The sequence below is a fragment of the Micromonospora sp. NPDC049359 genome, from assembly GCF_044466585.1.
In the GTDB taxonomy this organism is placed as follows: Bacteria; Actinomycetota; Actinomycetes; order Mycobacteriales; family Micromonosporaceae; genus Micromonospora.
Genome location: NZ_JBITMW010000016.1, coordinates 68,257 through 89,929 on the forward strand (window position 1 = coordinate 68,257; position 21,673 = coordinate 89,929).

Genomic DNA, 21,673 nt, shown 5'->3' on the forward strand with positions numbered 1-21,673 from the left:
GGATCACTTGATGAGGTTGGCGGAGAGCGGGTAGCGGTAGAGCTGCCCCTCGTTGGCCTTGATGCCGGCGAGGATGCCGCACACGGCTCCGAGCACGACGGCCGCCACGACGCCGATGAAGCCGATGAAGATGCAGGACAGCACCCAGCCGACCAGGCCGACGATCGACCAGACGAGCTGGAAGTTGAGCGCCGACACGGCGTGCGCCCGGACGGTCGGGGACTGGCTGCCCCGGGCCAGCAACGCCACCAGCGGGGCGATCCAGCCGAGCACGCCCGCGCTGATGATCATCCCGGCCGCGCCGCCGAAGTGGGCGACGAGCGCCCAGGTCTTGTCCTCGTTGTTGGCGTAACCGCCGCCGGGGCCGCCGTACGCGCCGCCGGTCGGATACCCGCCAGTCGTGCCACCCGGCGGGGGGTAACCCCCTGGTGGGGGGTAGCCGCCCGGCGGAGGGTAGCCGCCCGACGGCGGTTGGTCACCGGTGGGCGGCGGATAGCCACCGGCTGGGGGATAGCCGCCCGGGCCGGGCGCCCCGGACAGTGGTGCGGTGGGCGGCTCGGCCGACGAGGACGAGCCGGGGAGATTCGGCTCCGGCGGGTAGTTGCCGGGGTCTCCCGCGCCGGGAGGGCGAGGTGGTTCAGTCATGGTTGTCACGGTAGGTGCCGTGAGCAACGCCGCACCAGAGCGACATCGCCCTGTCGTCCGGGCCGATCGGCCCGCGCGGGATGTCACGGGCCGTCGTTGATCATCGCGTCGGCGGGCACGCCGACGTAGACTGGCACTCGTTACAGTCGAGTGCCAGGACGGTCCGTCGGCCCGGGTGGGCCGGCGGCCGACGTGCGACAGGAGGTGCGGAGGATGGGTCTGGACGACCGGAAGCTCGCCGTGCTCCGCGCCATCGTCGAGGACTACGTCTCGACCCAGGAGCCGGTCGGCAGCAAGGCGCTGGTCGAGCGGCACCAGCTCGGGGTCTCCCCGGCGACGGTCCGCAACGACATGGCCGTGCTGGAGGAGGAGGGCTACATCCGGCAGCCGCACACCAGCGCCGGCCGGGTGCCCACCGACCGTGGCTACCGGCTCTTCGTCGACCGGCTGTCCCGGGTCAAGCCGCTCAGTCCGGCCGAACGCCGGGCCATCGAGCGCTTCCTCGTCGGGGCCGTCGACCTCGACGACGTGGTCCACCGCACCGTACGGCTGCTCGCCCAGTTGACCCGGCAGGTGGCCGTGGTGCAGTACCCGAGCCTCGCCCGCTCCTCGGTCCGCCACCTGGAGCTGGTGCCGATCTCCACCACCCGGCTGATGCTCGTGATGATCGCGGACACCGGCCGGGTGGAGCAGCGGCTGGTGGAGCTGCCCGGACCGGTGCCCGCCGACGACGTCACCGACCTGCGTCGCCTGGTCAACGAGAAACTCGCCGGTGAGCGCATGTCGGACACCCCACCGCTGGTGCAGGCGCTGGTGGAAGAGGCGCCGGTGCAGCTGCGCCCGGCCATGACCACGCTCTCCACCGTGCTGCTGGAGACGCTCGTCGAGCGGCACGAGGAACGCATCGCCCTGGCCGGCACCGCCAACCTGACCCGGGGTGGTCTGCTCGACTTCCAGGGTTCGCTGCGGCCCATCCTGGAGGCGTTGGAGGAGGAGGTCGTGCTCCTCAAGCTCATCGGCGAGACCGAGCCCAGCACGACCCGGGTGCTGATCGGCGACGAGAACGAGTTCGACAACCTGCGTGCCGCCTCGGTGGTCAGCACCGGGTACGGCCCGGGGGCCACCATCGTGGGCGGCCTGGGAGTGCTGGGGCCGACCCGGATGGACTACCCCGGCAATATCGCCATGGTGCGCGCCGTGGCACGCTACGTGGGCGAGCTGCTGGCCCAGAACTGACCAGTCAGGGCCGACGGCCGGCTGCGGCCGCCGGTCGGCGCAACGCGAGACGAACATGAGGACACGGAACGCAGTGGCCAGGGACTACTACGGCATCCTCGGTGTCAGCCGGGAAGCCTCCGATGACGAGATCAAGCGCGCCTACCGCAAGCTGGCACGCCAGTTCCACCCGGACGTCAATCCGGATCCGGAGGCCCAGGAGAAGTTCAAGGACATCAACGCCGCGTACGAGGTCCTCTCGGACGACCGGAAGCGGCAGATCGTCGACCTGGGTGGCGACCCGCTCGCCCCCGGCGGCGGGGGCGCGGGCGGCCCGGGTGGTCCGGGGGGAGCCGGCCCGTTCGTCGGTTTCCAGGACATCATGGACGCGTTCTTCGGTGGCGCCGCGGGCGGCGCCGGCCGCGGGCCGCGTCCACGGACCCGTCCGGGCGCGGACGCGATCCTGCGCCTCGAACTGGACCTGCACGAGACGGCGTTCGGCGTCGAGGCCCCGATCACCGTGGACACCGCCGTGCTCTGCACCACCTGCTCGGGCGCCGGCACCGCGGCCGGTACCCACCTGGCCACCTGCGAGGCGTGCGCCGGCCGCGGCGAGGTGCAGTCCGTGCAGCGCACCTTCCTCGGCCAGGTGGTCTCGGCCCGGCCGTGCACCGTCTGCCAGGGCTACGGCACCACCATCCCGCACCCCTGCCCAACCTGCGCCGGTGACGGCCGGGTACGCACCCGCCGATCGCTCACCGTCAAGATCCCGGCCGGCGTCGAGGACGGCATGCGGATCCGGCTGGCCCAGCAGGGTGAGGTGGGCCCGGGCGGTGGCACCGCCGGCGACCTCTACGTGGAGATCCACGAGCGTCCGCACGACGTCTACTCCCGCAAGGGTGACGACCTGCACTGCCGCGTCACCGTGCCGATGACCGCCGCCGCGCTGGGCACCCGGCTCACCATCAAGACGCTGGACAGCGAGGAGACCGTCGACGTCAAGGCCGGCACCCAGCCGGCCAGCACGCTGCGACTGCGCGCCCGGGGCGTACCGCACCTGCGCGGCACCGGCCGGGGCGACCTCTACGTGCACCTGGACGTCCGGACGCCCACCAAGCTCGACCCCGACCAGGAGAAGATGCTGCGCGACTTCGCCAAGACCCGGGGCGAGGAGGTCGCCGAGCTGACCAAGCAGGGCGGCTTCTTCTCCCGGATGCGCGACGCGTTCAACGGGCACGCCTGAGGTGTCGGCGCCGCTGTTCCTGGTGGAGGCGCTGCCCACCGGTGACGCGCTGACCCTGGACGGCCCGGAGGGGTACCACGCCGCAACCGTGCAGCGGCTGCGCGTCGGCGAGGAGCTGCTGCTCGCCGACGGTCGGGGCGGCACGGCCGCCGCCGTGGTCACCACCGTCGGCCGGGGCAGCCTGGAGGTCGCGGTCACCTCCCGGGGGTACGCGGACGCGCCCGTACCCCGGATCGTCACCGTGCAGGGCATCGCCAAGGGTGACCGGGGCGAGCTGGCCGTGCAGGCGATGACCGAGGTCGGGGTGGACGAGATCGTGCCCTGGGCGGCGTCGCGCTCGGTGGCCCAGTGGCGCGGCGACCGGGGCGTACGCGCACGCGAGAAATGGGTGGCCACCGCCCGCGAGGCGGCGAAACAGGCCCGCCGGCCCTGGCTGCCCGTCGTGGCCGGCGCGCCGGACGAGTCCACCGCCACGGTCGCCCGCCGGATCGCCGGCGCCGCCGCCGGGTTCGTCCTGCACGAGGAGGCCGACGAGCCGCTGACCGGCGTCGACCTGCCGTCGGCCGGGGAGATCGTCCTGGTGGTCGGCCCCGAGGGCGGCATCGACCGGGCCGAACTGACGGCCTTCCGTGAGGCCGGTGGCCGGCCGGTACGCCTCGGGCCGGAGGTGCTGCGTACCTCCACGGCCGGCGTGGCCGCGCTCAGCGTGCTCGCCACCCGCCTCGGCCGCTGGTAGTCGCCCACCCCCGACTCGCCGCCACCCTGCCGCCGCTGGCTTCGGCCGCCACCCTGCCGCCGCTGGCTTCGGCCGCCAGCCTGGGCCCGCGTTCGCTTCGGCCGCTGGTGCCTGCGGCTCGCGGGCCGGTGATGCGGGCGGATCGGAGCCGCGCACTCCATTGAGCGTGATGCCTGTCAGTCATCAAGATGACTGACAGGCATCACGCTCACAGTGTTGTCCGCCGTCCGCCCGCAGGAGGCGCAGCGCACCGCCGGTCGGTCGGCGAACGCCGCGCCGAGCGTGAATCGCGAGGTCAGCTGCGTAGGTACGAAGCGCCGTTGAGGTCGACGATCGTGCCGGAGGCCCACTCGGCCTCGGGCGAGGCCAGCCAGTGCACCGCTGCCGCGATCTCCTCCGGCCGGGCCACCCGGTCGAACGGGCTCTGCGCCCGGATCGCCGCGCCCCGCTCGCCGCGCAGGTGCTCGGTCGTCATGTCGGTCGCCACGAAACCCGGCGCCACCGTGGCGACCGTGATGCCGTACGGCGCGAGCGCCACGGCGAGGGACTGACCGAGCGCGTTCAGCCCCGCCTTGCTGGCGCCGTACGCCGGCTGCTCCGGCTCGCCCCGGAACGCGCCCCGGGAGGACACGTTGACGATCCGGCCACCCCGCTGGCGCAGGTGCTGGGCGGCGCACCAGATCACGTTCCCCGCACCGGTCAGGTTGGTCTCCAGCACCTGCCGCCAGCGCGCCTGCCACTCCTCGTACGAGGTGCCGAAGACCGGGTGCGGGACGTCCCGGTCGCCGTACGTGCCGGCGTTGTTGACCAGCACGTCCAGGCCACCGAGCTGATCGGCGGCCCGGTCGACCATGGTGCGGACCGCGGCCGGGTCGGTGAGGTCGGCGCGGACCACCACGTGCCCCGACCCGGGCAGCCCGGCGCGAAGTTCCTCGGCCGCCTCGGCGGAGTCGCGGTGGTGGATAGCCACCCGGTCCCCACTGGCGGCGAACGCCTCCACCACCGCCCGGCCGATGCCGCGCGAGGACCCCGTCACCAGAACCGCCCGATCCGTCATGCCGGCCATCCTGCCTGAGCACCCCCAGTTGTAAGGAAGGGCCCCTTCCTATACCTCAGGCGTTAGCAAGGTGCCCTTCCTTACACTGCCCAGATGGGATCCGACTGCCTGTTCTGCCGCATCGTCGCCGGGGAGATCCCGGCCACCGTCGTCCGCGAGACCGACACCACGCTCGCCTTCCGCGACATCGGCCCGAAGGCCCCCGTGCACGTCCTGGTCATTCCGAAGGAGCACTACGCCGACGTCGCCACCCTCGCCGAGGGTGACCCGGCGCTGGCCGGGGCGGTGCTGGCCACGGCTGCCGCGGTCGCCGAGGACGAGGGGCTGCTCGGCGACGGGTTCCGGCTGATGTTCAACACCGGGGCGTACGGCGGGCAGGAGGTGTTCCACGTGCATGCCCACCTGCTCGGCGGCGCGCCACTGGGCCCGATGCTCGCCCGAGACCTGACCTGACGGCCGGCCCGACGCTCTGCCAGGATCGGCGCATGGCCAACGTCTGGTCCGGTGTGACGATTGATTGCCTCGACCCCGAGCGGGTAGCCCGATTCTGGAGCGGTCTGCTCGGTCGCGAGCCCGGTCCGTCGCAGCAGGGTTGGGTCTACCTCGGTGAACGTGGTGAACCTCAGCCACGGTTGGTGTTCCAGCCGGTGTCGGAAGCCAGGACCGGCAAGGTACGGATTCACCTCGACATCTCCGTTGACCGGATCGACGAGGCCATGGCCCTGGTCATCGATCTCGGTGGTCGGTACACCGGCGAGCGGCACGACTACGACGAGGGCGTGGTTGTCGTCATGGCCGACCCGGAGGACCACGAATTCTGCCTGGTCCAGTACTACCGCTGACGGCCCGTCACACCCTGTTGACGCTTCGGTATCCGAAGCAGTAACGTCCGAGCCGACCGATTCGATTTTCGAAGCACTCGGGGGGGGCTCGTGAGGGGATTGCGCACCGCCCTGTGCGAACGGCTGGGCATCGGGCTGCCGATCATCCAGGCGCCGGTGGGTTCGGCTGCGGGACCGGACCTGGCCGCAGCCGTATCCGAGGCCGGTGGCCTCGGCATGTTGGCCTTGACCTGGCAGAGTCCCGAAGAGGCACGGCGCACCATCCGGCGAACTCGCCAACTCACCACGAGGCCGTTCGGCGCGAACCTGGTTCTCGATTTTCCGGTGGACGACCTACTGACGGTGTGCCTGGAAGAGGGAGTGCCGACCATCTCCACCTTCTGGGGAGACCCGTCGCCGGCGAATGCCCGCATCCGCAAGGCGGCCGCGCTGCATCTGCACACGGTCGGCGAGGTCGCCGAAGCGGTCCACGCGGTCGCCGACGGCGTGGACGTCGTCGTGGCACAGGGCTGGGAGGCCGGCGGTCATGTCCGCGGCAGCACGTCCACGATGGCCCTGGTGCCCGCCGTCGTCGACGCGGTCGGCCCCGTACCCGTGGTTGCCGCGGGTGGGATCGCGGACGGCCGGGGGGTCGCGGCGGCGCTGGCGCTCGGCGCCCAGGGCGTCATGCTGGGCACCCGTTTCCTGGCTGCCGCCGAGGCTGCCACGCATGAGGTGTATCGGCGGCATCTGATCACCGCCGCCGGCGTGGACGCCGTGTACACCCGGTGCTTCGACGGCGGCTGGCCGCACGCGCCGCACCGGGCGTTGCGCAACGGGACCCTCCGACGGTGGGAGGCCGCCGGCTCGCCGCAGGCACCGCATCGGCCCGGCGAGGGCGATGTCGTGGCGGTGGACGCGGCCGACGAGAACCACTATCGGTACGGGGATCTGATACCGCTGCCCGACATGACCGGGGACCTGGAAGACATGGCGCTGTACGCGGGTCAGTCGGTGCACCTTGTGCACGAGGTCCTCCCCGCCGCCCGGCTGATCCACGACATGGCCGTACAGGCGGCCACCACGGTCGGCGCCCTGCACGACCTGGCCGCGTGATGGATCAAGGGTCACATCGCCTGCACGACATCGGCGCGGGCGCTGCTGACAAGGCAGTGTTGTTCGACGTCGACGGTGTGCTCATCGATTCGTACCCTGCCTACCGCCGGATCTGGAGCCAATGGGCGACGCAACGCAACCTCGACCCTGACCTGGTCTGGTCACACACCCATGGTCGCCGGCCCGTCGACACCATCGCGGTCGTAGCGCCACAGCTCGATGCGGAAGCCGAATACCTGCTGGTCCGCGAGCTCATGGCCGATGAGGGTGACGCTTTTCCCGTGTATCCCGATGCCGCCGAGGTGTTGCGTCTGCTGACCGGCCGGCGGTGGGGCGTCGTCACCTCCGGCCGAGCTCCGACGGTGCTGCACCGTCTGCTCGCAGGCGGTTTACCCGATCCTCCCGTGCTGGTCGACAGCGGCCACGTCCGGCTGGGCAAACCCGATCCCGAGGGCTACCTGCAAGCCGCGCAGTTACTCGACCTCCCGGCGTCCGACTGCTTGGTGATCGAGGACGCCCCCGCAGGCATCGAAGCAGCCCGAGCCGCAGGCATGACAGTGATCGCCGTACGCACCACCCATCCCGACGACGAACTCGTCGGCGCACACCACCGCGTCGACACCCTCGGCGACACCATCCCCCTCATCACCGACTGGCTGGACAGGGCGCACCGGTGAACGACGTAGTCTGGCCGGAGATTACGGTTGTCGATGCGTGCGTGCGGCGCGACGGTCGGGGTGGCAGCCCCACTGCCGTAACCGACGACGATCCGGCGGCGACGGACCCCGACCGGTGTGCGGTGGCTGCCGCTGCCGGCACCTCGCACGCGGCGTTCGTCGGCCCGGGTCGGACGCGGGACGGCGGCTGGCCGGTCCGCTTCTTCACCGCCACCGGCGAGCTGTCCGGCTGCGGTCACGGCACCGTTGCCGCGCAGGCCGTCCGGTTGATGCGTACCGGCCGCGCTGAGCTCAAGGATCGCCAACACACCGGCGGGCGCACCTTCGACACCGTCGCGATCCGCCGCCCTGGCGGCATCGAGGTGTGGTTCGACCAGGGACTCGTCGCACTGCGTCACCCGGCGCCGAACGAGTGGGCCGCGATCGTCGACGCGCTCGGGCTCAGGGCGGACGATCCGCATCCTCAGGACGGGCCACGGATCGCTGCGCCCGGCGCACCGCGCATGCTGGTACCGGTCCGCGACCGGTCGGCGCTGGTCCGAGTCTGCCCACACCCCGGCAGGCTGGCTGCGGCGTGTCGGCGGTACGGGCTCCTCGGCTGTTTCGTGTACGTGCCGCCGCTGGGCGACCGACCGGGTGCGGCGCGGATGTTCGCGCCGGCCATCGGCGTCGACGAGGACGTCGCCAACGCCAACAGCACCGGCTGCCTCGCCGCCCACCTGCTCGACTCGACCGGGGCGCAGACCGTCGCGATCGAGGTGGAGCAGGGTGACACCCTCGGTCGACCCGCCAGCGTGCTCGCTTCGGCCCGACGTGGGCCGGCGGGCATCACGACCCGGGTCGGCGGGTTGGCGGTCGTCCGCGACGGAGACTGAGGCGACGAATCAACGCACTGGACACTGCTGTATCGGACATCGAGCATCAAGAGGGGCGCAACGGCGATGACGGTACCCAGGCCAGGCCAGCCGGTACGCGGATCGAGTACCGGACGACCCCTCATGGCCGCCCTCGACCTGTTTGGCCGCCGCTGGAACCTGCGCATCGTCTGGGAGTTGCAGCACGGGCCGCTCGGTTTCCGCGCGCTGCAGCAGCGCTGCGACAACATGTCCTCCAGCGTCCTGCGGCAACGGCTCACCGAACTACTTGACGCCCACCTCGTCGCCCAGCAGCCGGACACCGCCTACACGCTCACGGAGCTGGGGCGCGGCGCCTACCAGGCATTGCGCCCGCTCGTGCGCTGGTCCCACGCGTGGGCCTCGGCCCGGGGCGAGGACGCGGAAGATGAACCCCTGAATCACCGCCCCTGACGCTTCTCCACCGCAGGTCGCGAGTTGATCGCGGCCAGCGGAAATGGGCGCGATGCGGCCCGCGTTGAACCGATACGATGGGTGTAACGTCCGCACGCCGTGCCAGCTGGGCCGGCGCCGAGATTGAGAGCAGGTGCGCAGGGCCCCTCGGCCCGACCTATGACTGGCACCCCACCTCCCGGCCCGCCCCGGGTGCAGACCAGGATCACCGTGCCCGACCCCAAGATCATGGTCAATCTGCTGGGCGCGGGTGACGAGATCCTGCGCCTCGTCGAACGCTCGGTCGCGAGTGACGTGCACGTCCGCGGCAACGAGATCACCATCACCGGCGCTCCCGCCGACAACGCCCTCGCCGAGCGGGTCTTCAGTGAGCTGCTCGAACTCATCGAGAAAGGCGAGACCCTGACCACTGACGCCGTCCGGCGTACCGTCGGCATGCTCGAGCAGGGCAGCGCCGAGCGGCCCGCCGAGGTCCTGACCCTCGACATTCTCTCCCGCCGCGGGCGCACCATCCGCCCGAAGACGCTCGGGCAGAAGCGGTACGTCGACGCGATCGACTCGCACACCATCGTCTTCGGCATCGGCCCGGCCGGTACCGGCAAGACGTACCTGGCCATGGCGAAGGCCGTCCAGGCGTTGCAGGCGAAGCAGGTCAACCGGATCATCCTGACCCGGCCGGCGGTCGAGGCCGGCGAGCGGCTGGGCTTCCTGCCTGGCACGCTCAACGAGAAGATCGACCCGTACCTGCGCCCGCTCTACGACGCGCTGCACGACATGATCGACCCGGAGTCGATCCCGAAGCTGATGGCCGCCGGCACGATCGAGGTCGCCCCGCTGGCGTACATGCGCGGTAGGACCCTCAATGACGCGTTCATCATCCTGGACGAGGCGCAGAACACCACGCCCGAGCAGATGAAGATGTTCCTCACCCGGCTCGGCTTCAACTCCAAGATTGTCGTGACGGGTGACATCACCCAGGTGGACCTTCCCGGCGGGACGAGCAGCGGGCTGCGCGTCGTCCGGGAGATCCTGGGAAACGTCGACGACGTGCACTTCGCCCAGTTGTCCAGCTCCGACGTGGTGCGTCACCGGCTGGTCGGGGAGATCGTCGACGCGTACGCCCGCTGGGACGCCGAGCGGGAGAACCAGCAGGCGCAGGGCGTCCATGCCGTACCCGGGCGACCCGCCCAGGGCGGCCGGGCCGGCCGCCGCCGCTAAAGCAGAGGAAAGCAGTTGTCCATCGAGATCGCCAACGAGTCCGGTGTCGACGTCGACACCGACGCCGTGCTCGCCGTCGCCCGGCACGCCCTCGACGAGATGGGGGTAAACCCCCTCGCCGAGCTGTCCGTGCTGCTGGTCGACATCGACTACATGACCGAGCTGAACCACCGCTGGATGGGCGGGGACGGCCCCACCGACGTGCTCGCCTTCCCGATGGACGAGGGAAGCGTCGACCACGGTCCGGGCGAGACCGCACCGGCCGGCGGCGAACCGGCCCTGCTCGGCGACATTGTGCTCTGCCCCGAGGTGGCGGCCAAGCAGGCCGCGGCCGCCGGGCACGCCCCGGCCGACGAGCTGCACCTGCTCACCGTGCACGGCGTGCTGCACCTGCTCGGGTACGACCACGCGGAGCCGGAGGAGGAACGGGAGATGTTCGGCCTCCAGGCCCGACTGCTGGCGAGCTGGCGGTCGACCCGCACCCCGTGATGTCCACTCCTGTGTTACTCGCGGTCGGCCCCACGGCCGGCCTTCCCGACCTGCAACTGATCGTCTTCGCGGCCGGCCTGGTGGTGCTGGCCGGCGTGATCGCGATGACCGAGGCGGCGCTCGCCGCGGTCTCGCCGGCCCGGGCCGCCGAACTGGCCCGGGACGGCGTGCGCGGTGCCCGTACCCTCCAGGTCGTGGCCGGGGACGTCGTCCGGCACCTCAACCTGCTGCTGCTGTTGCGGCTGCTCGCCGAGCTGACCGCCACCACGCTGGTGGCGCTGGTCGCGGTGGACAGCTTCGGCGCGGGTTGGCGGGCAGCGCTGGTCACCGCGGGCGCGATGACAGTGGTCAGCTTCGTGGTGGTCGGTGTCGCCCCGCGCACCATCGGCCGGCAGCACGCGTACGCCGTGGGCCGGGCGGTCGCGCCGCTGGTCCGCTGGCTGGGTCGCGCGCTCAACCCGCTCGCGTCGCTGCTCATCCTGATCGGCAACGCGGTCACCCCGGGCCGCGGCTTCCGGGAGGGGCCGTTCGCCAGCCAGGTGGAGCTGCGTGAGCTGGTCGACCTGGCCGAGCAGCGTGGCGTCGTGGAGCACGGCGAGCGCCAGATGATCCACTCGGTCTTCGCGCTCGGCGACACCATCGCCCGCGAGGTGATGGTGCCGCGCACCGAGATGGTGTGGATCGAGGAGGGCAAGACCCTGGCCCAGGCGCTGGTGCTCTTTCTGCGCTCGGGTTTCTCCCGCATCCCGGTCATCGGCGAGAGCGTCGACGACGTACTCGGGGTGCTCTACCTCAAGGACCTGATCCGCCGGTCGCGCGGCGGCGACCCGGGCGCCGAGCAGGTGCCGGTGGCCGAGCTGATGCGCCCGGCGACCTTCGTGCCGGAGTCCAAGCCGGTCGACGACCTGCTGTCGGAGATGCAGGCGGCACGCAACCACCTGGTCATCGTGGTCGACGAGTACGGCGGCACCGGTGGCCTCGTCACCATCGAGGACATCCTGGAGGAAATCGTCGGTGAGATCACCGACGAGTACGATGTCGAACGCCCGCCGGTCGAGCGCCTCGCGGACTCCTCGGTGCGGGTCACGGCCCGCCTGCCGGTGGAGAACCTGGGCGAGCTGTTCGACACCGACCTGCCCACCGACGAGGTGGAGACGGTCGGTGGCCTGCTCGCCCAGTCGCTGGGGCGGGTGCCGATCCCCGGAGCGGAGGTCGAGGTGGCCGGTCTCCGGCTGGTCGCCGAGGGCACCACCGGTCGGCGCAACCGGATCGACACCGTCCTGGTGAGCAGGGTGGAGTCGGGCGACACGCAGGACGCCACCGGGCGCGGCGAGCACGCCGGCCCCGGCAGCGACCCGAACCACTACCGAGACGACGAGAGGCAAGCCGCCGATGCCTGAGACACCCGCCGCGCCCACCGCCCGGCCCACCCCTGGCGCACCGGCGCCGCTGAGCGCCGAGGACGGCAAGCTCGTCGTCCTGGCCCGGGGCGCCCGTGCGCGGGTCGGTGCCGTGGAGGGCGCCGCGGTCCGGGATCAGGACGGTCGGACGTACGCGGCGGCGAGCGTGGCGCTGCCCTCGCTGACCCTCACCGCGCTGCAGTTGGCGGTCGCCTCGGCGGTCGCCGCCGGGGCGAGTCGGCTGGAGGCGGCGGCGGTGGTGACCGAGGCGTCGACGCTGGACGGCGCGGGGCACGCGGTGGTGCGTGACCTCGCCCCGGACGCGCCGATCCACGTCGCCGCCCCGGACGGCACGGTCCTCGGCACGGTGACCGAGTGAGCCCGGTGCGCGACCCGGAGGCCCGCCCGTACCGGGCCGGGTTCGGCTGTTTCGTCGGCCGTCCCAACGCGGGGAAGTCCACCCTGACCAACGCGATCGTCGGCACCAAGATCGCGATCACGTCGAACAAGCCGCAGACCACCCGGCACGTCATCCGGGCGGTGCTGCACCGCCCGGAGTCGCAGCTGGTCCTGGTGGACACGCCCGGCCTGCACCGACCTCGTACGCTGCTCGGCGAGCGCCTCAACGACCTGGTCCGCTCCACCTGGACCGAGGTGGACGTCATCGGCCTGTGCATCCCGGCGGACGAGCCGGTCGGGCGCGGTGACCGGTTCATCACGGGCGAGCTGGCCGAGCTGAAGGCGACCGTGCTGGCGGTTGTCACCAAGACCGACCTGGTGGACAAGCGTCGGTTGGCCGAGCAGTTGCTCGCGGTCAGCGAGCTGGGGGAGTTCGCCGAGATCGTGCCGGTGAGCGCGGTCTCCGGGCACCAGGTGGGCACCCTCGTCGACGTGATGACGAAGTACCTGCCGCCGTCGCCGCAGCTCTACCCCGACGACATGCTGACCGACGACCCGGAGCAGGTGCTGGTCGCGGAGCTGATCCGGGAGGCGGCCCTGGAGGGGGTCCGCGACGAGCTGCCGCACTCCATCGCCGTGGTGGTGGAGGAGATGATCCCCGAGGGCCAGCTCATGAAGATCTACGCCGACGTGTACGTGGAGCGTCCCAGCCAGAAGGCGATCGTGCTCGGCCACCGGGCCAGCCGGCTCAAGGAGGTCGGCACCACCGCCCGTCGGCAGATCGAGGAGCTGCTCGGCTCGCGGGTCTACCTCGACCTGCACGTCCGGGTCGCGAAGGACTGGCAGCGCGACCCACGGCAGTTGCGCAAGCTGGGTTTCTGAGGCGTCGTTTGGCTCGTGGGTCGGGCCGGGTAGGGGAGAGGGCAACCCCCGCGCCCCCGATCCAGATGCAGGCTGATGCGCAACAGATATCTCGATCTGCTCCGTTTCCTGGCCATCGTTCGAGTCGTCGTCTACCACGTCACCGGGTGGGCGACCCTCACTCTGGTGTTCCCCGCCATGTCGGTGATGTTCGCGCTGGCCGGCTCGCTGATGGCCGCCTCGCTCGCCCGGTCCGGCCCGGCGGCGGTCGGCCGTCGGCTGCGCCGTCTGCTGCCGTCGCTGTGGGTGGTGGCGGTGGTCTTCGTGCCGGCCATGTTGTTCACCGGGTTGCCGCTGTCCCCACGGGTGCTGCTGTGGCTGTTCCCGATCGCCGACCCGCCGGCCAACAACTGGGGCGCTCTGGCGCTGAGCGTCATCTGGTACCTGCGCGACTACCTCTGGTTCGTGTTCGCCTCACCGGTCGCGTTCTGGCTGTTCCGGCGGGCCCCGCTTGCCACCCTGCTCGCCCCGTACCTGCTGCTGGTGACCATCGAGGTGGGCATCTACCCGGCGCCGCCGGTGGTGCGCGAGTTCGGGCTGTACTTCGGCGCGTGGGTGCTGGGCTTCGCCCACCACGCCGGGATGCTGCGCCGCCTCACCGGCCGGGTGCTGTACCCGCTCGCGCTGGCCCTCGCCGTCGTCGGCGGGGCCTGGATCGTCACGCATCCCGGCCCCCGGGGGTACGACCTCAACGACAACCACCTGGGCAACGCCCTCTGGTCGGCCGCGTTCATCCTGGTCGTCCTGGGCCGGGCGCCGGCCGGGGTGGCCTGGCTGTCGCGCAGCCGGCTCGCCGACCGGGCGGTGACCGTGGTCAACCGGCGGGCGCTCACCATCTACCTCTGGCACCTGCCGTTCGTGGTGGCGCTCACCCCGCTCGTCGACGTGGTCGGCTGGTCCCACCAGGACCCGGTGGGACTGGCGGTACGGGTGCTGCTGGTCTTCGCGCTGGTCGGTCTGGTCACGCTGGCCGTCGGCTGGGTCGAGGACGTCGCCGCCCGCCGCCGCCCGGAACTGGTCCCCGTCGGCTCGCCGGCCGTCCCCGGCAACGGCCGGACAGATCGGCCTGCGATCGGCGAGACCGTGGGGCGGGCCACCGTGCCGGCGCAGCGGCTGCCCGCCGAGGCGGCGACGGTCGAGATCAACGCTCGCTGATGGTGACGTCGCCGCTGCCCGCCGAGCCGTCGAGCACCAGGGACGCCACCGGGTCGTCCGCCACGGTGATCCGCGCGTCGCCGGAGCCGGTGCTGGAGCGGACCCGGTAGCTGCCCGCCGGTACGAGCAGGCTGACGTCTCCGCTGGAGGCGTGCGCCCGCGCCGAGGTCGGCGTCTCCAACTCGATGGTCACGTTGCCCGAGCCGGCCTCGGCGTCCGTCGCGCCGGCCACCCGGCGGGCGCTGACGTCGCCGGAGCCGGCCCGCAGCCGTACCGTCGAACCGGCCTCGCTCAGGTCGATGTTGCCCGAGCCGGTCTCCACGTCGAGCGAGCCCGTGACCTCGGTGATCCGTACGTCACCCGAGCCCAGCCGCAGCTTCACCGCGCCCACCTTGGTCAGCTCGACGTCGCCCGAGCCGTTGTCGCCCTGCACGCTCACGCCCGCCGGCACGGTCACCTCGTACGAGACGCTGCACCGGTCACCGCAGTCGGTGTTCAACACCAACTCGCTGTCCTTGATCTCGTACCGCGCCTTGGGTTCGCCGCCCTGGTAGCGCACCACCCGCTTGATCCGCGCCTCGCCCGCCGCGCCGGTGCCTCGGATGATCACGTCCCCGGAGCCCCCGTCCACCCGGATGGTGGTGATTTTCACCGGCTCGGTGTCGTCGTAGTCGAGCCGACGAAACGACAGGTTGTCGCACCCGGCCAGCAGGATGAGGGCGGTGGACAACCCCAACGCGACGGGCGCGGCGGCGCGGCGACGGCGGACGGCGGTGCTCTGGTGCGGTGCCATGGCAGCACGCTAACGGCGGTCGTCGGCCCGGCGCATCGGGGTTCATCCTCGCGTCCACCCCGAAGCGACCCTGATTTCACACCCCGAGGGAGAATGGTCCGATGGCCGGGTACCGCCGACAGCTCTACCGCGACGACGCGGTGGTGCTGCGCGTGCAGAAGCTCGGCGAGTCCGACCGGATCATCACCCTGCTGACCCGCCGGCACGGCCGACTGCGGGCGGTCGCCCGTGGAGTCCGGCGCACCATGAGCAAGTTCGGCGCCCGCCTGGAACCGTTCGGTCACGTCGACCTGCAACTCGCCGGTGACCCCAAGGGCAACCACGGCAGCTCGCTGCACACGGTCAGCCAGGTCGAGGGCATCGACCTGTACGGCAAGCGGTTCCTGGGCGACTACCCCCGCTACACGGCGGCCAGCGCGATCGCCGAGACCGCCGAGCGGCTGACACCCGTCGAGCGGGAACCATCGCTGCGGCTGTTCCAGCTCACCGTGGGGGCGTTGAAGGCGCTGTCCCGGGGCGAGCACGACACCACCCTCGTGCTCGACGCGTACCTGCTGCGGGGGATGGCCCTCGCCGGCTGGGCGCCGGCGCTGACCGCCTGTGCCGTCTGCGGCACCCCCGGGCGGCACCGCGCGTTCTCCGTGCCGGCCGGCGGCGCGGTCTGCCCGGACTGCCGGCCGCCGGGCGCGGCTCACCCCGCGCCGGCCACCATCGACCTGATGTCCGCGCTGACCACCGGCGACTGGGTGGTCGCCGATGCCACCGACACCGGGGTACGACGGGAGTGCAGCGGCCTGGTGGCGGCGCACCTCCAGTGGCACCTGGAACGCGCGTTACGCTCGCTGCCGCTGGTCGACCGGAGCACCACCCCGGTCGCCGGTACGGTCCCGCCGCCGGGTGGCGGTGGGGCTGGGATGCTCCGGCCGGGCGGTGACGTCGGGTCCGGGGCCGGGATGCTCCGGCCGGGCGGTGACGTCGGTTCCGGAGCGGACGGCACGAGCAAGGAGAGAGCCGAGTGATCCGATCGACGAGGTCCGGTCGGCGCGAGCCGACGCCACCGACGCCCCACCCGTCCGGCGCCCGGCCGCCGGCGCTGCCCGCGGGGGCGGTGCCGAAGCACGTGGCCATCGTGATGGACGGCAACGGCCGGTGGGCCAAGGACCGCGGGCTGCCCCGCACCAAGGGGCACGAGGCCGGCGAGCACAGCCTCTTCGACACGATCGAGGGGGCCATCGAGATGGGCATCCCCTACCTCTCGGCGTACGCCTTCTCCACCGAGAACTGGCGGCGCTCGCCCGACGAGGTCCGCTTCCTCATGGGGTTCAACCGGGACGTTATCCGTCGACGCCGCGACCAGTTGGTCGACCTGGGCGTCCGGGTGGTCTGGTCGGGGCGTCCGGGGCGGTTGTGGAAGAGCGTCATCTCCGAGCTGCAGACCGCCGAGGAGATGTCCCGTGACAACTCGACGCTCACCCTGCAGTTCTGCGTCAACTACGGCGGGCACGCCGAGATCGGTGACGCCGCCGCCGCGATCGCCCGGGACGTCGCGGCCGGTCGACTGGACCCGGCGAAGGTCACCGAGAAGACCGTCGCGAAGTACCTCTACCACCCGGAGATCCCAGAGGTTGACCTGTTCCTGCGGCCCTCCGGCGAGGAACGGATCTCCAACTTCCTGCTCTGGCAGACCGCGTACGCCGAGTTGGTCTTCCTCGACACGCTGTGGCCGGACTTCGACCGCCGCCACCTCTGGTACGCGTGCGAGCTGTACGCCCAGCGGGACCGGCGCTTCGGGGGCGCGCTGCCCAATCCGGTGGCTCCGACGGCCTGAGCGAGGCTTACCCATACGTCACGCTGGGTATCAGGAACGTCAGGAGCCACTGACGGAGGTGAACCCACATGATCCAGAAGCGCATTGCCCAGTGGGCGGTGATGGCCGTCGCGGCGCCACTGGCCGCGGCCGGCGCGCGTCGACTCAGCCACACCCTGGAGGCCCGTCGTGGCCCCTCCGGGGCGACCCGGCTGCTGACGAGGGGCGCGGACCTGATCCGCCCGCAGAAAGCCAAGCGTCGCCGGTTCTGGTAACGCAACACAGTCCTGACGCGCCGCCCCGCACAACGTGCGGGGCGGCGCGTGCGTCTAGCTCTGTCGCTCGCCTCACCCCGCCGCTCGCGTCACCCGTCGCTCGCCTCGCCCCGTCGCTCGCCTCGCCCCGTCGCTCGCCTCACCCCGTCGCTCGCCTCACCCCGCCGATCGCGTCACCCCGTCGCTCGCCTCGCCCCGTCGATCATGGAGTTGTGGTGTCCGGTTTGACCGTATTCACGACTTTCGTTCAGCACCACGACTCCATGATCGACGGGGTCGGGTCGGGTCGGGTCGGGTCGGGTCGGGGTGGGTCGGGTCGGGGTGGATCGGGGCGGGGCGGGGTGAGCGCGGGGCGGGGGTGGGTCGGGCGGGGGTTTGGTGGGTTGTGGGTTTTGGGGCTTGGCGGGGTGGGGGTCGGTAGGGTTCGGGAGGGGGAGCGGAACTACGGGTGGGGGTGGGTGTGCGGGATCTGCGGTACAAGATGATCATGGCATTGAACGCGGCCGACCTGGGCGATCCGATCTGCGAGCAGGTCGCCGAGATCTGCGCCGAGATCGCCGAGCAGCACTGCGCCGAGTTCGGTCACACGCCCGCGCTGCGCACCGGTGAGATCGCCGAACTGGCCACCGGAGAGCCGGCCCTGACCTGGGCGCCGTCGATCCCTGACGCCGGGCAGCGTGCCTGGTGACCGCAGCCGCCCCGGCGGTCGACGTACGCCGCGCCGAGGACCGCTTCGCCACCCGGATCTCCTGGCTGGACTCGAAGCACTCCTTCTCGTTCTCCCGGCACTACGACCCGGCCAACACCCACCATGGTCTGCTGCTGGTCAACAACGACGACGTGGTCCGGCCGGGCGCCGGCTTCGAGACCCACCCGCACCAGGACATGGAGATCGTCACCTGGGTGCTGCGGGGCTCACTCGTGCACCAGGACTCCACCGGCCACTCCGGGGTGATCTATCCGGGCCTGGCGCAGCGGATGAGCGCCGGCACCGGCATCCTGCACTCGGAGAAGAACGACGCCTGGCGGCTCAACGACCAGGAGCCGCACAGCGACCCCGTGCACTTCGTGCAGATGTGGGTGCTCCCCGACGAGCAGGGTGTCGACCCCGGCTACGAGCAGTTGGAGATCGAGGACGAGTTGCTGCGCGGCGGCCTGGTGCCGATCGCCTCCGGAATGGACCGCTACGACGGCGCGTCCATCCGGATCCGCAACCGGTACGCGACCCTGCACGCCGCCCGCCTCCGCCCCGGCGACGAGGTCACCATTCCGGACGCGCCCTTCGTGCACGTGTACGTGCCCGACGGCACGGTCACCCTGGAGGACAGCGGTCCACTCGGCACCGGCGACGCGGCGAGGCTCACCATGACCGGCGGTCGACGGGTCACCGCCGACGAGCCGGCGGAGATCCTCGTGTGGGAGATGCACGCCACCGTCGCCTGAGCGCTCGCGATGCCTCGCATGATCACGCCTGAACATGGATGTAGTGGCCTCCCGGCGGCGGGAGGCCACTACATCATGGATGGAGCGCGATCATGCCCGCGTCGTCAGGCCGGGGACTCCGTCTTGTCGCCGGCCCAGGTGGTGTGGAACGAGCCGTCGCGGTCCACACGCTGGTAGGTGTGCGCGCCGAAGTTGTCCCGCAGGCCCTGGATCAGCGCGGCGGGCAGCCGCTCGGCCCGCAGCGCGTCGAAGTACGCGAGCGACGACGAGAACGCAGGCGTCGGCACACCCGCCTGCGCCGCGTCGGCCACCACCCGCCGCCAGCTCGGCACGCCCGCGCTGACCGCCTCGGCGAAGTACGGCGCCACCAGCAGCGTCGGCAGGTCGGGCTGCTCGTCGTACGCCTCGCGGATCCGGTTCAGGAAGCGGGCCCGGATGATGCAGCCACCCCGCCAGATGGTCGCCGTACCGCCCAGGTCGATGTCCCAGTTGAACTCGCTGCTGCCGGCCCGGATGTGGTCGAAACCCTGGGCGTACGCGACGATCTTGGAAGCGAGCAGCGCCCGGCGGACGTCCTCGACGAACGCGTCCCGGTCGGCGACCTGCCACTTCTCACCGGCGTCCGGGAAGGCCCGGCGGGCCGCCTCGCGCTGGTCGACGTGCCCGGACAGCGAGCGCGCGAACGTCGCCTCGGCGATCCCGGTGATCGGAATGCCCAGGTCCAGGGCGCTCTGCACGGTCCACCGGCCGGTGCCCTTCTGCTCGGCCCGGTCCTGCACGATGTCGACGAACGCCCGGCCGGTCGCCGCGTCGGTGTGCGCCAACACGTCGGCGGTGATCTCGATGAGGAACGACTCCAGCTCGCCGTTGTTCCACTCGCGGAAGATCTCGGCGATCTCCGCCGGGGTCACGTCCAGCCCGGCCCGCAGCAGGTCGTACGCCTCGGCGATGAGCTGCATGTCGGCGTACTCGATGCCGTTGTGCACCATCTTGACGAAGTGCCCGGCGCCGTCCGGCCCGACGTGCGTGCAGCACGGCACACCGTCCACCTGGGCGGCGATCTTCTCGAACATCGGCCCGAGCTTCGCGTACGACTCGGTCGAGCCACCCGGCATGATGCTCGGGCCGAGCAGCGCGCCCTCCTCGCCGCCGGAGACGCCGGTGCCGCTGAAGTGCAGCCCCTGCGCGCGCAGCGACTCCTCGCGCCGGCGGGTGTCGGCGAAGTGGGCGTTGCCACAGTCGACGATGATGTCGCCCTCATCCAGCAGCGGCACCAACTCGTCGATGACCGCGTCGGTGGGCGCACCGGCCTTGACCATCACGATCACCGCGCGGGGTCGTTCCAGCGACGCCACGAAGTCGGCCATCGACTCACCGGGCACGAAGGTGCCCTCGTCGCCGTGCTCCGCGACGAGGCTGCGGGTGCGTTCCGGGGACCGGTTGTGCACCGCCACGGTGAAGCCGTTACGGGCCAGGTTGCGGGCCAGGTTCCGGCCCATCACCGCCAGCCCGGTCACGCCGATCTGCGCTGTCGCCTGCTGAGCCATTCGTGCCGCCACCTCTCGCCGTCGAACTGTCCCTGCGACGGTATCGCGGCATCCGGCCTCACGGGCAGGTCGTCCCACGGCGGGTCACTACCTGGTCGCGGCCCGTCCGTCCACCGCGTCCACCGGCCGACCGAGGTACCCGCTCACCCCTGGGCCAGTCGTTCCTCCACACGCGCCACCTTCGCGGTGAGCGCGTCGGTGACTCCGGGCCGGACGTCGGCCTTGAGGACGACGCTCACCCGGGGCGCCTGCGCGGCCACCACGTCGACGGCTCGCTTGACCACCGCCATCACCTCGTCCCACTCGCCCTCGACGGTGGTGAACATGGCGTCGGTCCGGTTCGGCAGCCCGGACTCGCGGACCACCCGTACCGCCTCTGCCACGAGGTCGCCCACGGAGTCGCCGCCGCCCAGCGGGGTGATCGAGAACGCGATCAGCATCTGCCGATCGTGCCAGTAAATTCGGATGCGCGTCTCCCCAGTCGGTGGTTAGGGTTCCGGCATGCGTAACTGACGCCCCACTTCCGAGCCGGACCGCCGCCCCGCGTCGCGGCCCGTGCGCTCCCGGGCGTCGCGCGTCTCCATTCCCGCCGTTCGGCGGCCTCGAGCCTGCCTGACCCCCGGTGAGCAGTCCCTTCCCACTGAACCGTCGCGCCGCGGCGGTCACCAGCCGATCCGACCGACCGCCAGCGCGGGAACGGCCGGGACGGTCGGCACCGAAGGAGGCCCGGATGCCCGCCAGGCGTAACCCGAGAAAGTCCCGTACCCCGAAGACGACCCCGCCCGGAAAGATCCCGGCGGCCGACCACGGCCCGGCGGCCGACCACGGTCCAGCGGCCGGGGATGGCCCGGCGGCTGGTCGCGGCCTGTTGGCGGACCATGGCCCGGCGGCTGGTCGCGGCCCGATCCTGTCGACCCGCCCCGATGTCGCGGTCGACCCGACGCTGCCGGCGGCCCTGGTCGAGCCCGTGCGGCTGGCGGCGCTGGTCGGCCCGGCGGCTACCGGCGAGCCGCTGCCGCTGGCGGCGCTGGCCGACGCGGCGGCTACCGGCGAGCCGCTGCCGCTGGCGGCGCTGGTCGACCCGGCGGCTACCGGCGAGCCGCTCCGGCCCGGAGCTGTCCCGGCCGACGCGGCGCTGCCCGTCGATGTGCCGGCGGCTGTCGACGCGCCAGCGGTGGAGGATCTGCGCACGCCGGCCAGCCGACCCTCGGCGCCGACCGCCGGGCCGCCCACGGGCGGGGGCAACCGCTCGGCCGGCGGCCGAAGCCAGCCGGCCGGGCAGACCCGCCGCTACGCCTTCCGGCGTAGCTGACCGAGCCGTTGCGCCCGCGCGGGCCCACGATTCGGTGACAGCAACTTCAGGGATGTAGTGGCCTCGTCAGTGTGGGAGGCCACTACATCCCTGAAGT

The 21,673-nt window shown here is 71.9% G+C and carries 26 protein-coding genes; 21 read left to right on the forward strand and 5 right to left on the reverse strand.

The window, feature by feature from the left end; all coding sequences use genetic code 11:
• Window positions 1-3: 3 nt before the first annotated feature.
• Window positions 4-645 carry a DUF4870 domain-containing protein gene (locus tag ACIBTX_RS29460; RefSeq protein ID WP_357133226.1) on the reverse strand — a complete coding sequence of 214 codons (642 nt, stop codon included), beginning with the start codon at window positions 643-645 and terminating at the stop codon, window positions 4-6.
• A 213-nt stretch (window positions 646-858) separates the two neighbouring features.
• On the opposite strand from ACIBTX_RS29460, the gene hrcA reads away from it, so the two are divergent.
• From hrcA to ACIBTX_RS29475, 3 genes are all read left to right on the forward strand, one after another.
• The gene (hrcA, locus tag ACIBTX_RS29465; RefSeq protein WP_355053206.1) at window positions 859-1,881 is read left to right on the forward strand and encodes a heat-inducible transcriptional repressor HrcA; all 1,023 of its coding nucleotides are present in this window, start codon (window positions 859-861) and stop codon (window positions 1,879-1,881) included.
• A 73-nt stretch (window positions 1,882-1,954) separates the two neighbouring features.
• Window positions 1,955-3,103: a molecular chaperone DnaJ gene (dnaJ, locus tag ACIBTX_RS29470; protein ID WP_355053230.1), complete on the forward strand. Its 1,149-nt coding sequence runs from the start codon at window positions 1,955-1,957 to the stop codon at window positions 3,101-3,103.
• A 1-nt stretch (window position 3,104) separates the two neighbouring features.
• Window positions 3,105-3,839, forward strand: a complete 735-nt coding sequence (locus tag ACIBTX_RS29475) for a 16S rRNA (uracil(1498)-N(3))-methyltransferase (protein WP_357175651.1) — start codon at window positions 3,105-3,107, stop codon at window positions 3,837-3,839.
• Window positions 3,840-4,134: 295 nt separating this feature from the next.
• On the opposite strand, the gene ACIBTX_RS29480 is transcribed toward ACIBTX_RS29475, so the two are convergent.
• On the reverse strand, window positions 4,135-4,896 hold the full coding sequence (locus tag ACIBTX_RS29480; RefSeq protein ID WP_357175648.1) for an SDR family oxidoreductase: 762 nt from the start codon (window positions 4,894-4,896) through the stop codon (window positions 4,135-4,137).
• 93 nt (window positions 4,897-4,989) lie between these two features.
• Between ACIBTX_RS29480 and ACIBTX_RS29485 the strand changes: the two genes are divergently transcribed.
• From ACIBTX_RS29485 to ACIBTX_RS29540, 12 genes are all read left to right on the forward strand, one after another.
• A complete protein-coding gene (locus ACIBTX_RS29485; RefSeq protein WP_357133233.1) occupies window positions 4,990-5,349 on the forward strand; it encodes a histidine triad nucleotide-binding protein in 360 nt (119 codons plus the stop codon).
• 32 nt (window positions 5,350-5,381) lie between these two features.
• Complete coding sequence (locus ACIBTX_RS29490) at window positions 5,382-5,738, forward strand: VOC family protein (RefSeq protein WP_357133235.1); 357 nt, start codon at window positions 5,382-5,384, stop codon at window positions 5,736-5,738.
• A 90-nt stretch (window positions 5,739-5,828) separates the two neighbouring features.
• Window positions 5,829-6,833: an NAD(P)H-dependent flavin oxidoreductase gene (locus ACIBTX_RS29495; RefSeq protein WP_396833282.1), complete on the forward strand. Its 1,005-nt coding sequence runs from the start codon at window positions 5,829-5,831 to the stop codon at window positions 6,831-6,833.
• Window positions 6,833-7,510: an HAD-IA family hydrolase gene (locus ACIBTX_RS29500; RefSeq protein WP_357398845.1), complete on the forward strand. Its 678-nt coding sequence runs from the start codon at window positions 6,833-6,835 to the stop codon at window positions 7,508-7,510. The genes ACIBTX_RS29495 and ACIBTX_RS29500 overlap by 1 nt, the downstream gene beginning before the upstream one ends.
• 41 nt (window positions 7,511-7,551) lie before the next feature.
• A complete protein-coding gene (locus ACIBTX_RS29505) occupies window positions 7,552-8,385 on the forward strand; it encodes a PhzF family phenazine biosynthesis protein (RefSeq protein WP_396833283.1) in 834 nt (277 codons plus the stop codon).
• Between the two features lie 123 nt (window positions 8,386-8,508).
• Window positions 8,509-8,817 carry a helix-turn-helix domain-containing protein gene (locus ACIBTX_RS29510; protein WP_357133241.1) on the forward strand — a complete coding sequence of 103 codons (309 nt, stop codon included), beginning with the start codon at window positions 8,509-8,511 and terminating at the stop codon, window positions 8,815-8,817.
• A 159-nt stretch (window positions 8,818-8,976) separates the two neighbouring features.
• The gene (locus tag ACIBTX_RS29515; protein WP_355053214.1) at window positions 8,977-10,035 is read left to right on the forward strand and encodes a PhoH family protein; all 1,059 of its coding nucleotides are present in this window, start codon (window positions 8,977-8,979) and stop codon (window positions 10,033-10,035) included.
• A 15-nt stretch (window positions 10,036-10,050) separates the two neighbouring features.
• Complete coding sequence (gene ybeY, locus ACIBTX_RS29520; protein WP_357133243.1) at window positions 10,051-10,524, forward strand: rRNA maturation RNase YbeY; 474 nt, start codon at window positions 10,051-10,053, stop codon at window positions 10,522-10,524.
• On the forward strand, window positions 10,500-11,924 hold the full coding sequence (locus ACIBTX_RS29525) for a hemolysin family protein (RefSeq protein ID WP_357133373.1): 1,425 nt from the start codon (window positions 10,500-10,502) through the stop codon (window positions 11,922-11,924). Before ybeY ends, ACIBTX_RS29525 begins: the two co-directional genes overlap by 25 nt.
• A complete protein-coding gene (locus ACIBTX_RS29530; protein ID WP_357175640.1) occupies window positions 11,917-12,303 on the forward strand; it encodes a cytidine deaminase in 387 nt (128 codons plus the stop codon). Before ACIBTX_RS29525 ends, ACIBTX_RS29530 begins: the two co-directional genes overlap by 8 nt.
• Before the next feature lie 5 nt (window positions 12,304-12,308).
• On the forward strand, window positions 12,309-13,205 hold the full coding sequence (gene era / locus ACIBTX_RS29535; RefSeq protein ID WP_396833302.1) for a GTPase Era: 897 nt from the start codon (window positions 12,309-12,311) through the stop codon (window positions 13,203-13,205).
• A gap of 75 nt (window positions 13,206-13,280) precedes the next feature.
• Complete coding sequence (locus ACIBTX_RS29540) at window positions 13,281-14,399, forward strand: acyltransferase (RefSeq protein WP_357175635.1); 1,119 nt, start codon at window positions 13,281-13,283, stop codon at window positions 14,397-14,399.
• Here ACIBTX_RS29540 and ACIBTX_RS29545 read toward each other — a convergent pair.
• A complete protein-coding gene (locus ACIBTX_RS29545; protein WP_357133251.1) occupies window positions 14,386-15,192 on the reverse strand; it encodes a DUF4097 family beta strand repeat-containing protein in 807 nt (268 codons plus the stop codon). The genes ACIBTX_RS29540 and ACIBTX_RS29545 overlap by 14 nt on opposite strands.
• A gap of 101 nt (window positions 15,193-15,293) precedes the next feature.
• On the opposite strand from ACIBTX_RS29545, the gene recO reads away from it, so the two are divergent.
• The 5 genes from recO to ACIBTX_RS29570 all read left to right on the forward strand — a co-directional run bounded on the left by recO (window position 15,294) and on the right by ACIBTX_RS29570 (window position 18,717).
• Window positions 15,294-16,211 carry a DNA repair protein RecO gene (gene recO / locus ACIBTX_RS29550; protein ID WP_357133253.1) on the forward strand — a complete coding sequence of 306 codons (918 nt, stop codon included), beginning with the start codon at window positions 15,294-15,296 and terminating at the stop codon, window positions 16,209-16,211.
• The gene (locus ACIBTX_RS29555) at window positions 16,208-17,020 is read left to right on the forward strand and encodes an isoprenyl transferase (protein ID WP_357133255.1); all 813 of its coding nucleotides are present in this window, start codon (window positions 16,208-16,210) and stop codon (window positions 17,018-17,020) included. Before recO ends, ACIBTX_RS29555 begins: the two co-directional genes overlap by 4 nt.
• A gap of 68 nt (window positions 17,021-17,088) precedes the next feature.
• Window positions 17,089-17,274, forward strand: coding sequence for a hypothetical protein (locus ACIBTX_RS29560; RefSeq protein WP_357133257.1), 186 nt, complete (start codon window positions 17,089-17,091; stop codon window positions 17,272-17,274).
• A 487-nt stretch (window positions 17,275-17,761) separates the two neighbouring features.
• Window positions 17,762-17,962, forward strand: coding sequence for a thioredoxin reductase (locus tag ACIBTX_RS29565; RefSeq protein ID WP_357133259.1), 201 nt, complete (start codon window positions 17,762-17,764; stop codon window positions 17,960-17,962).
• On the forward strand, window positions 17,959-18,717 hold the full coding sequence (locus tag ACIBTX_RS29570) for a pirin family protein (RefSeq protein WP_396833284.1): 759 nt from the start codon (window positions 17,959-17,961) through the stop codon (window positions 18,715-18,717). Before ACIBTX_RS29565 ends, ACIBTX_RS29570 begins: the two co-directional genes overlap by 4 nt.
• 104 nt (window positions 18,718-18,821) lie before the next feature.
• On the opposite strand, the gene gndA is transcribed toward ACIBTX_RS29570, so the two are convergent.
• Both gndA and ACIBTX_RS29580 read right to left on the reverse strand, forming a co-directional pair.
• Window positions 18,822-20,264, reverse strand: coding sequence for an NADP-dependent phosphogluconate dehydrogenase (gndA, locus tag ACIBTX_RS29575; RefSeq protein ID WP_357133263.1), 1,443 nt, complete (start codon window positions 20,262-20,264; stop codon window positions 18,822-18,824).
• Window positions 20,265-20,407: 143 nt separating this feature from the next.
• Window positions 20,408-20,704: an MTH1187 family thiamine-binding protein gene (locus ACIBTX_RS29580; protein WP_357133265.1), complete on the reverse strand. Its 297-nt coding sequence runs from the start codon at window positions 20,702-20,704 to the stop codon at window positions 20,408-20,410.
• 290 nt (window positions 20,705-20,994) lie between these two features.
• Between ACIBTX_RS29580 and ACIBTX_RS29585 the strand changes: the two genes are divergently transcribed.
• Complete coding sequence (locus ACIBTX_RS29585) at window positions 20,995-21,576, forward strand: hypothetical protein (RefSeq protein WP_396833285.1); 582 nt, start codon at window positions 20,995-20,997, stop codon at window positions 21,574-21,576.
• Window positions 21,577-21,673: the final 97 nt, after the last annotated feature.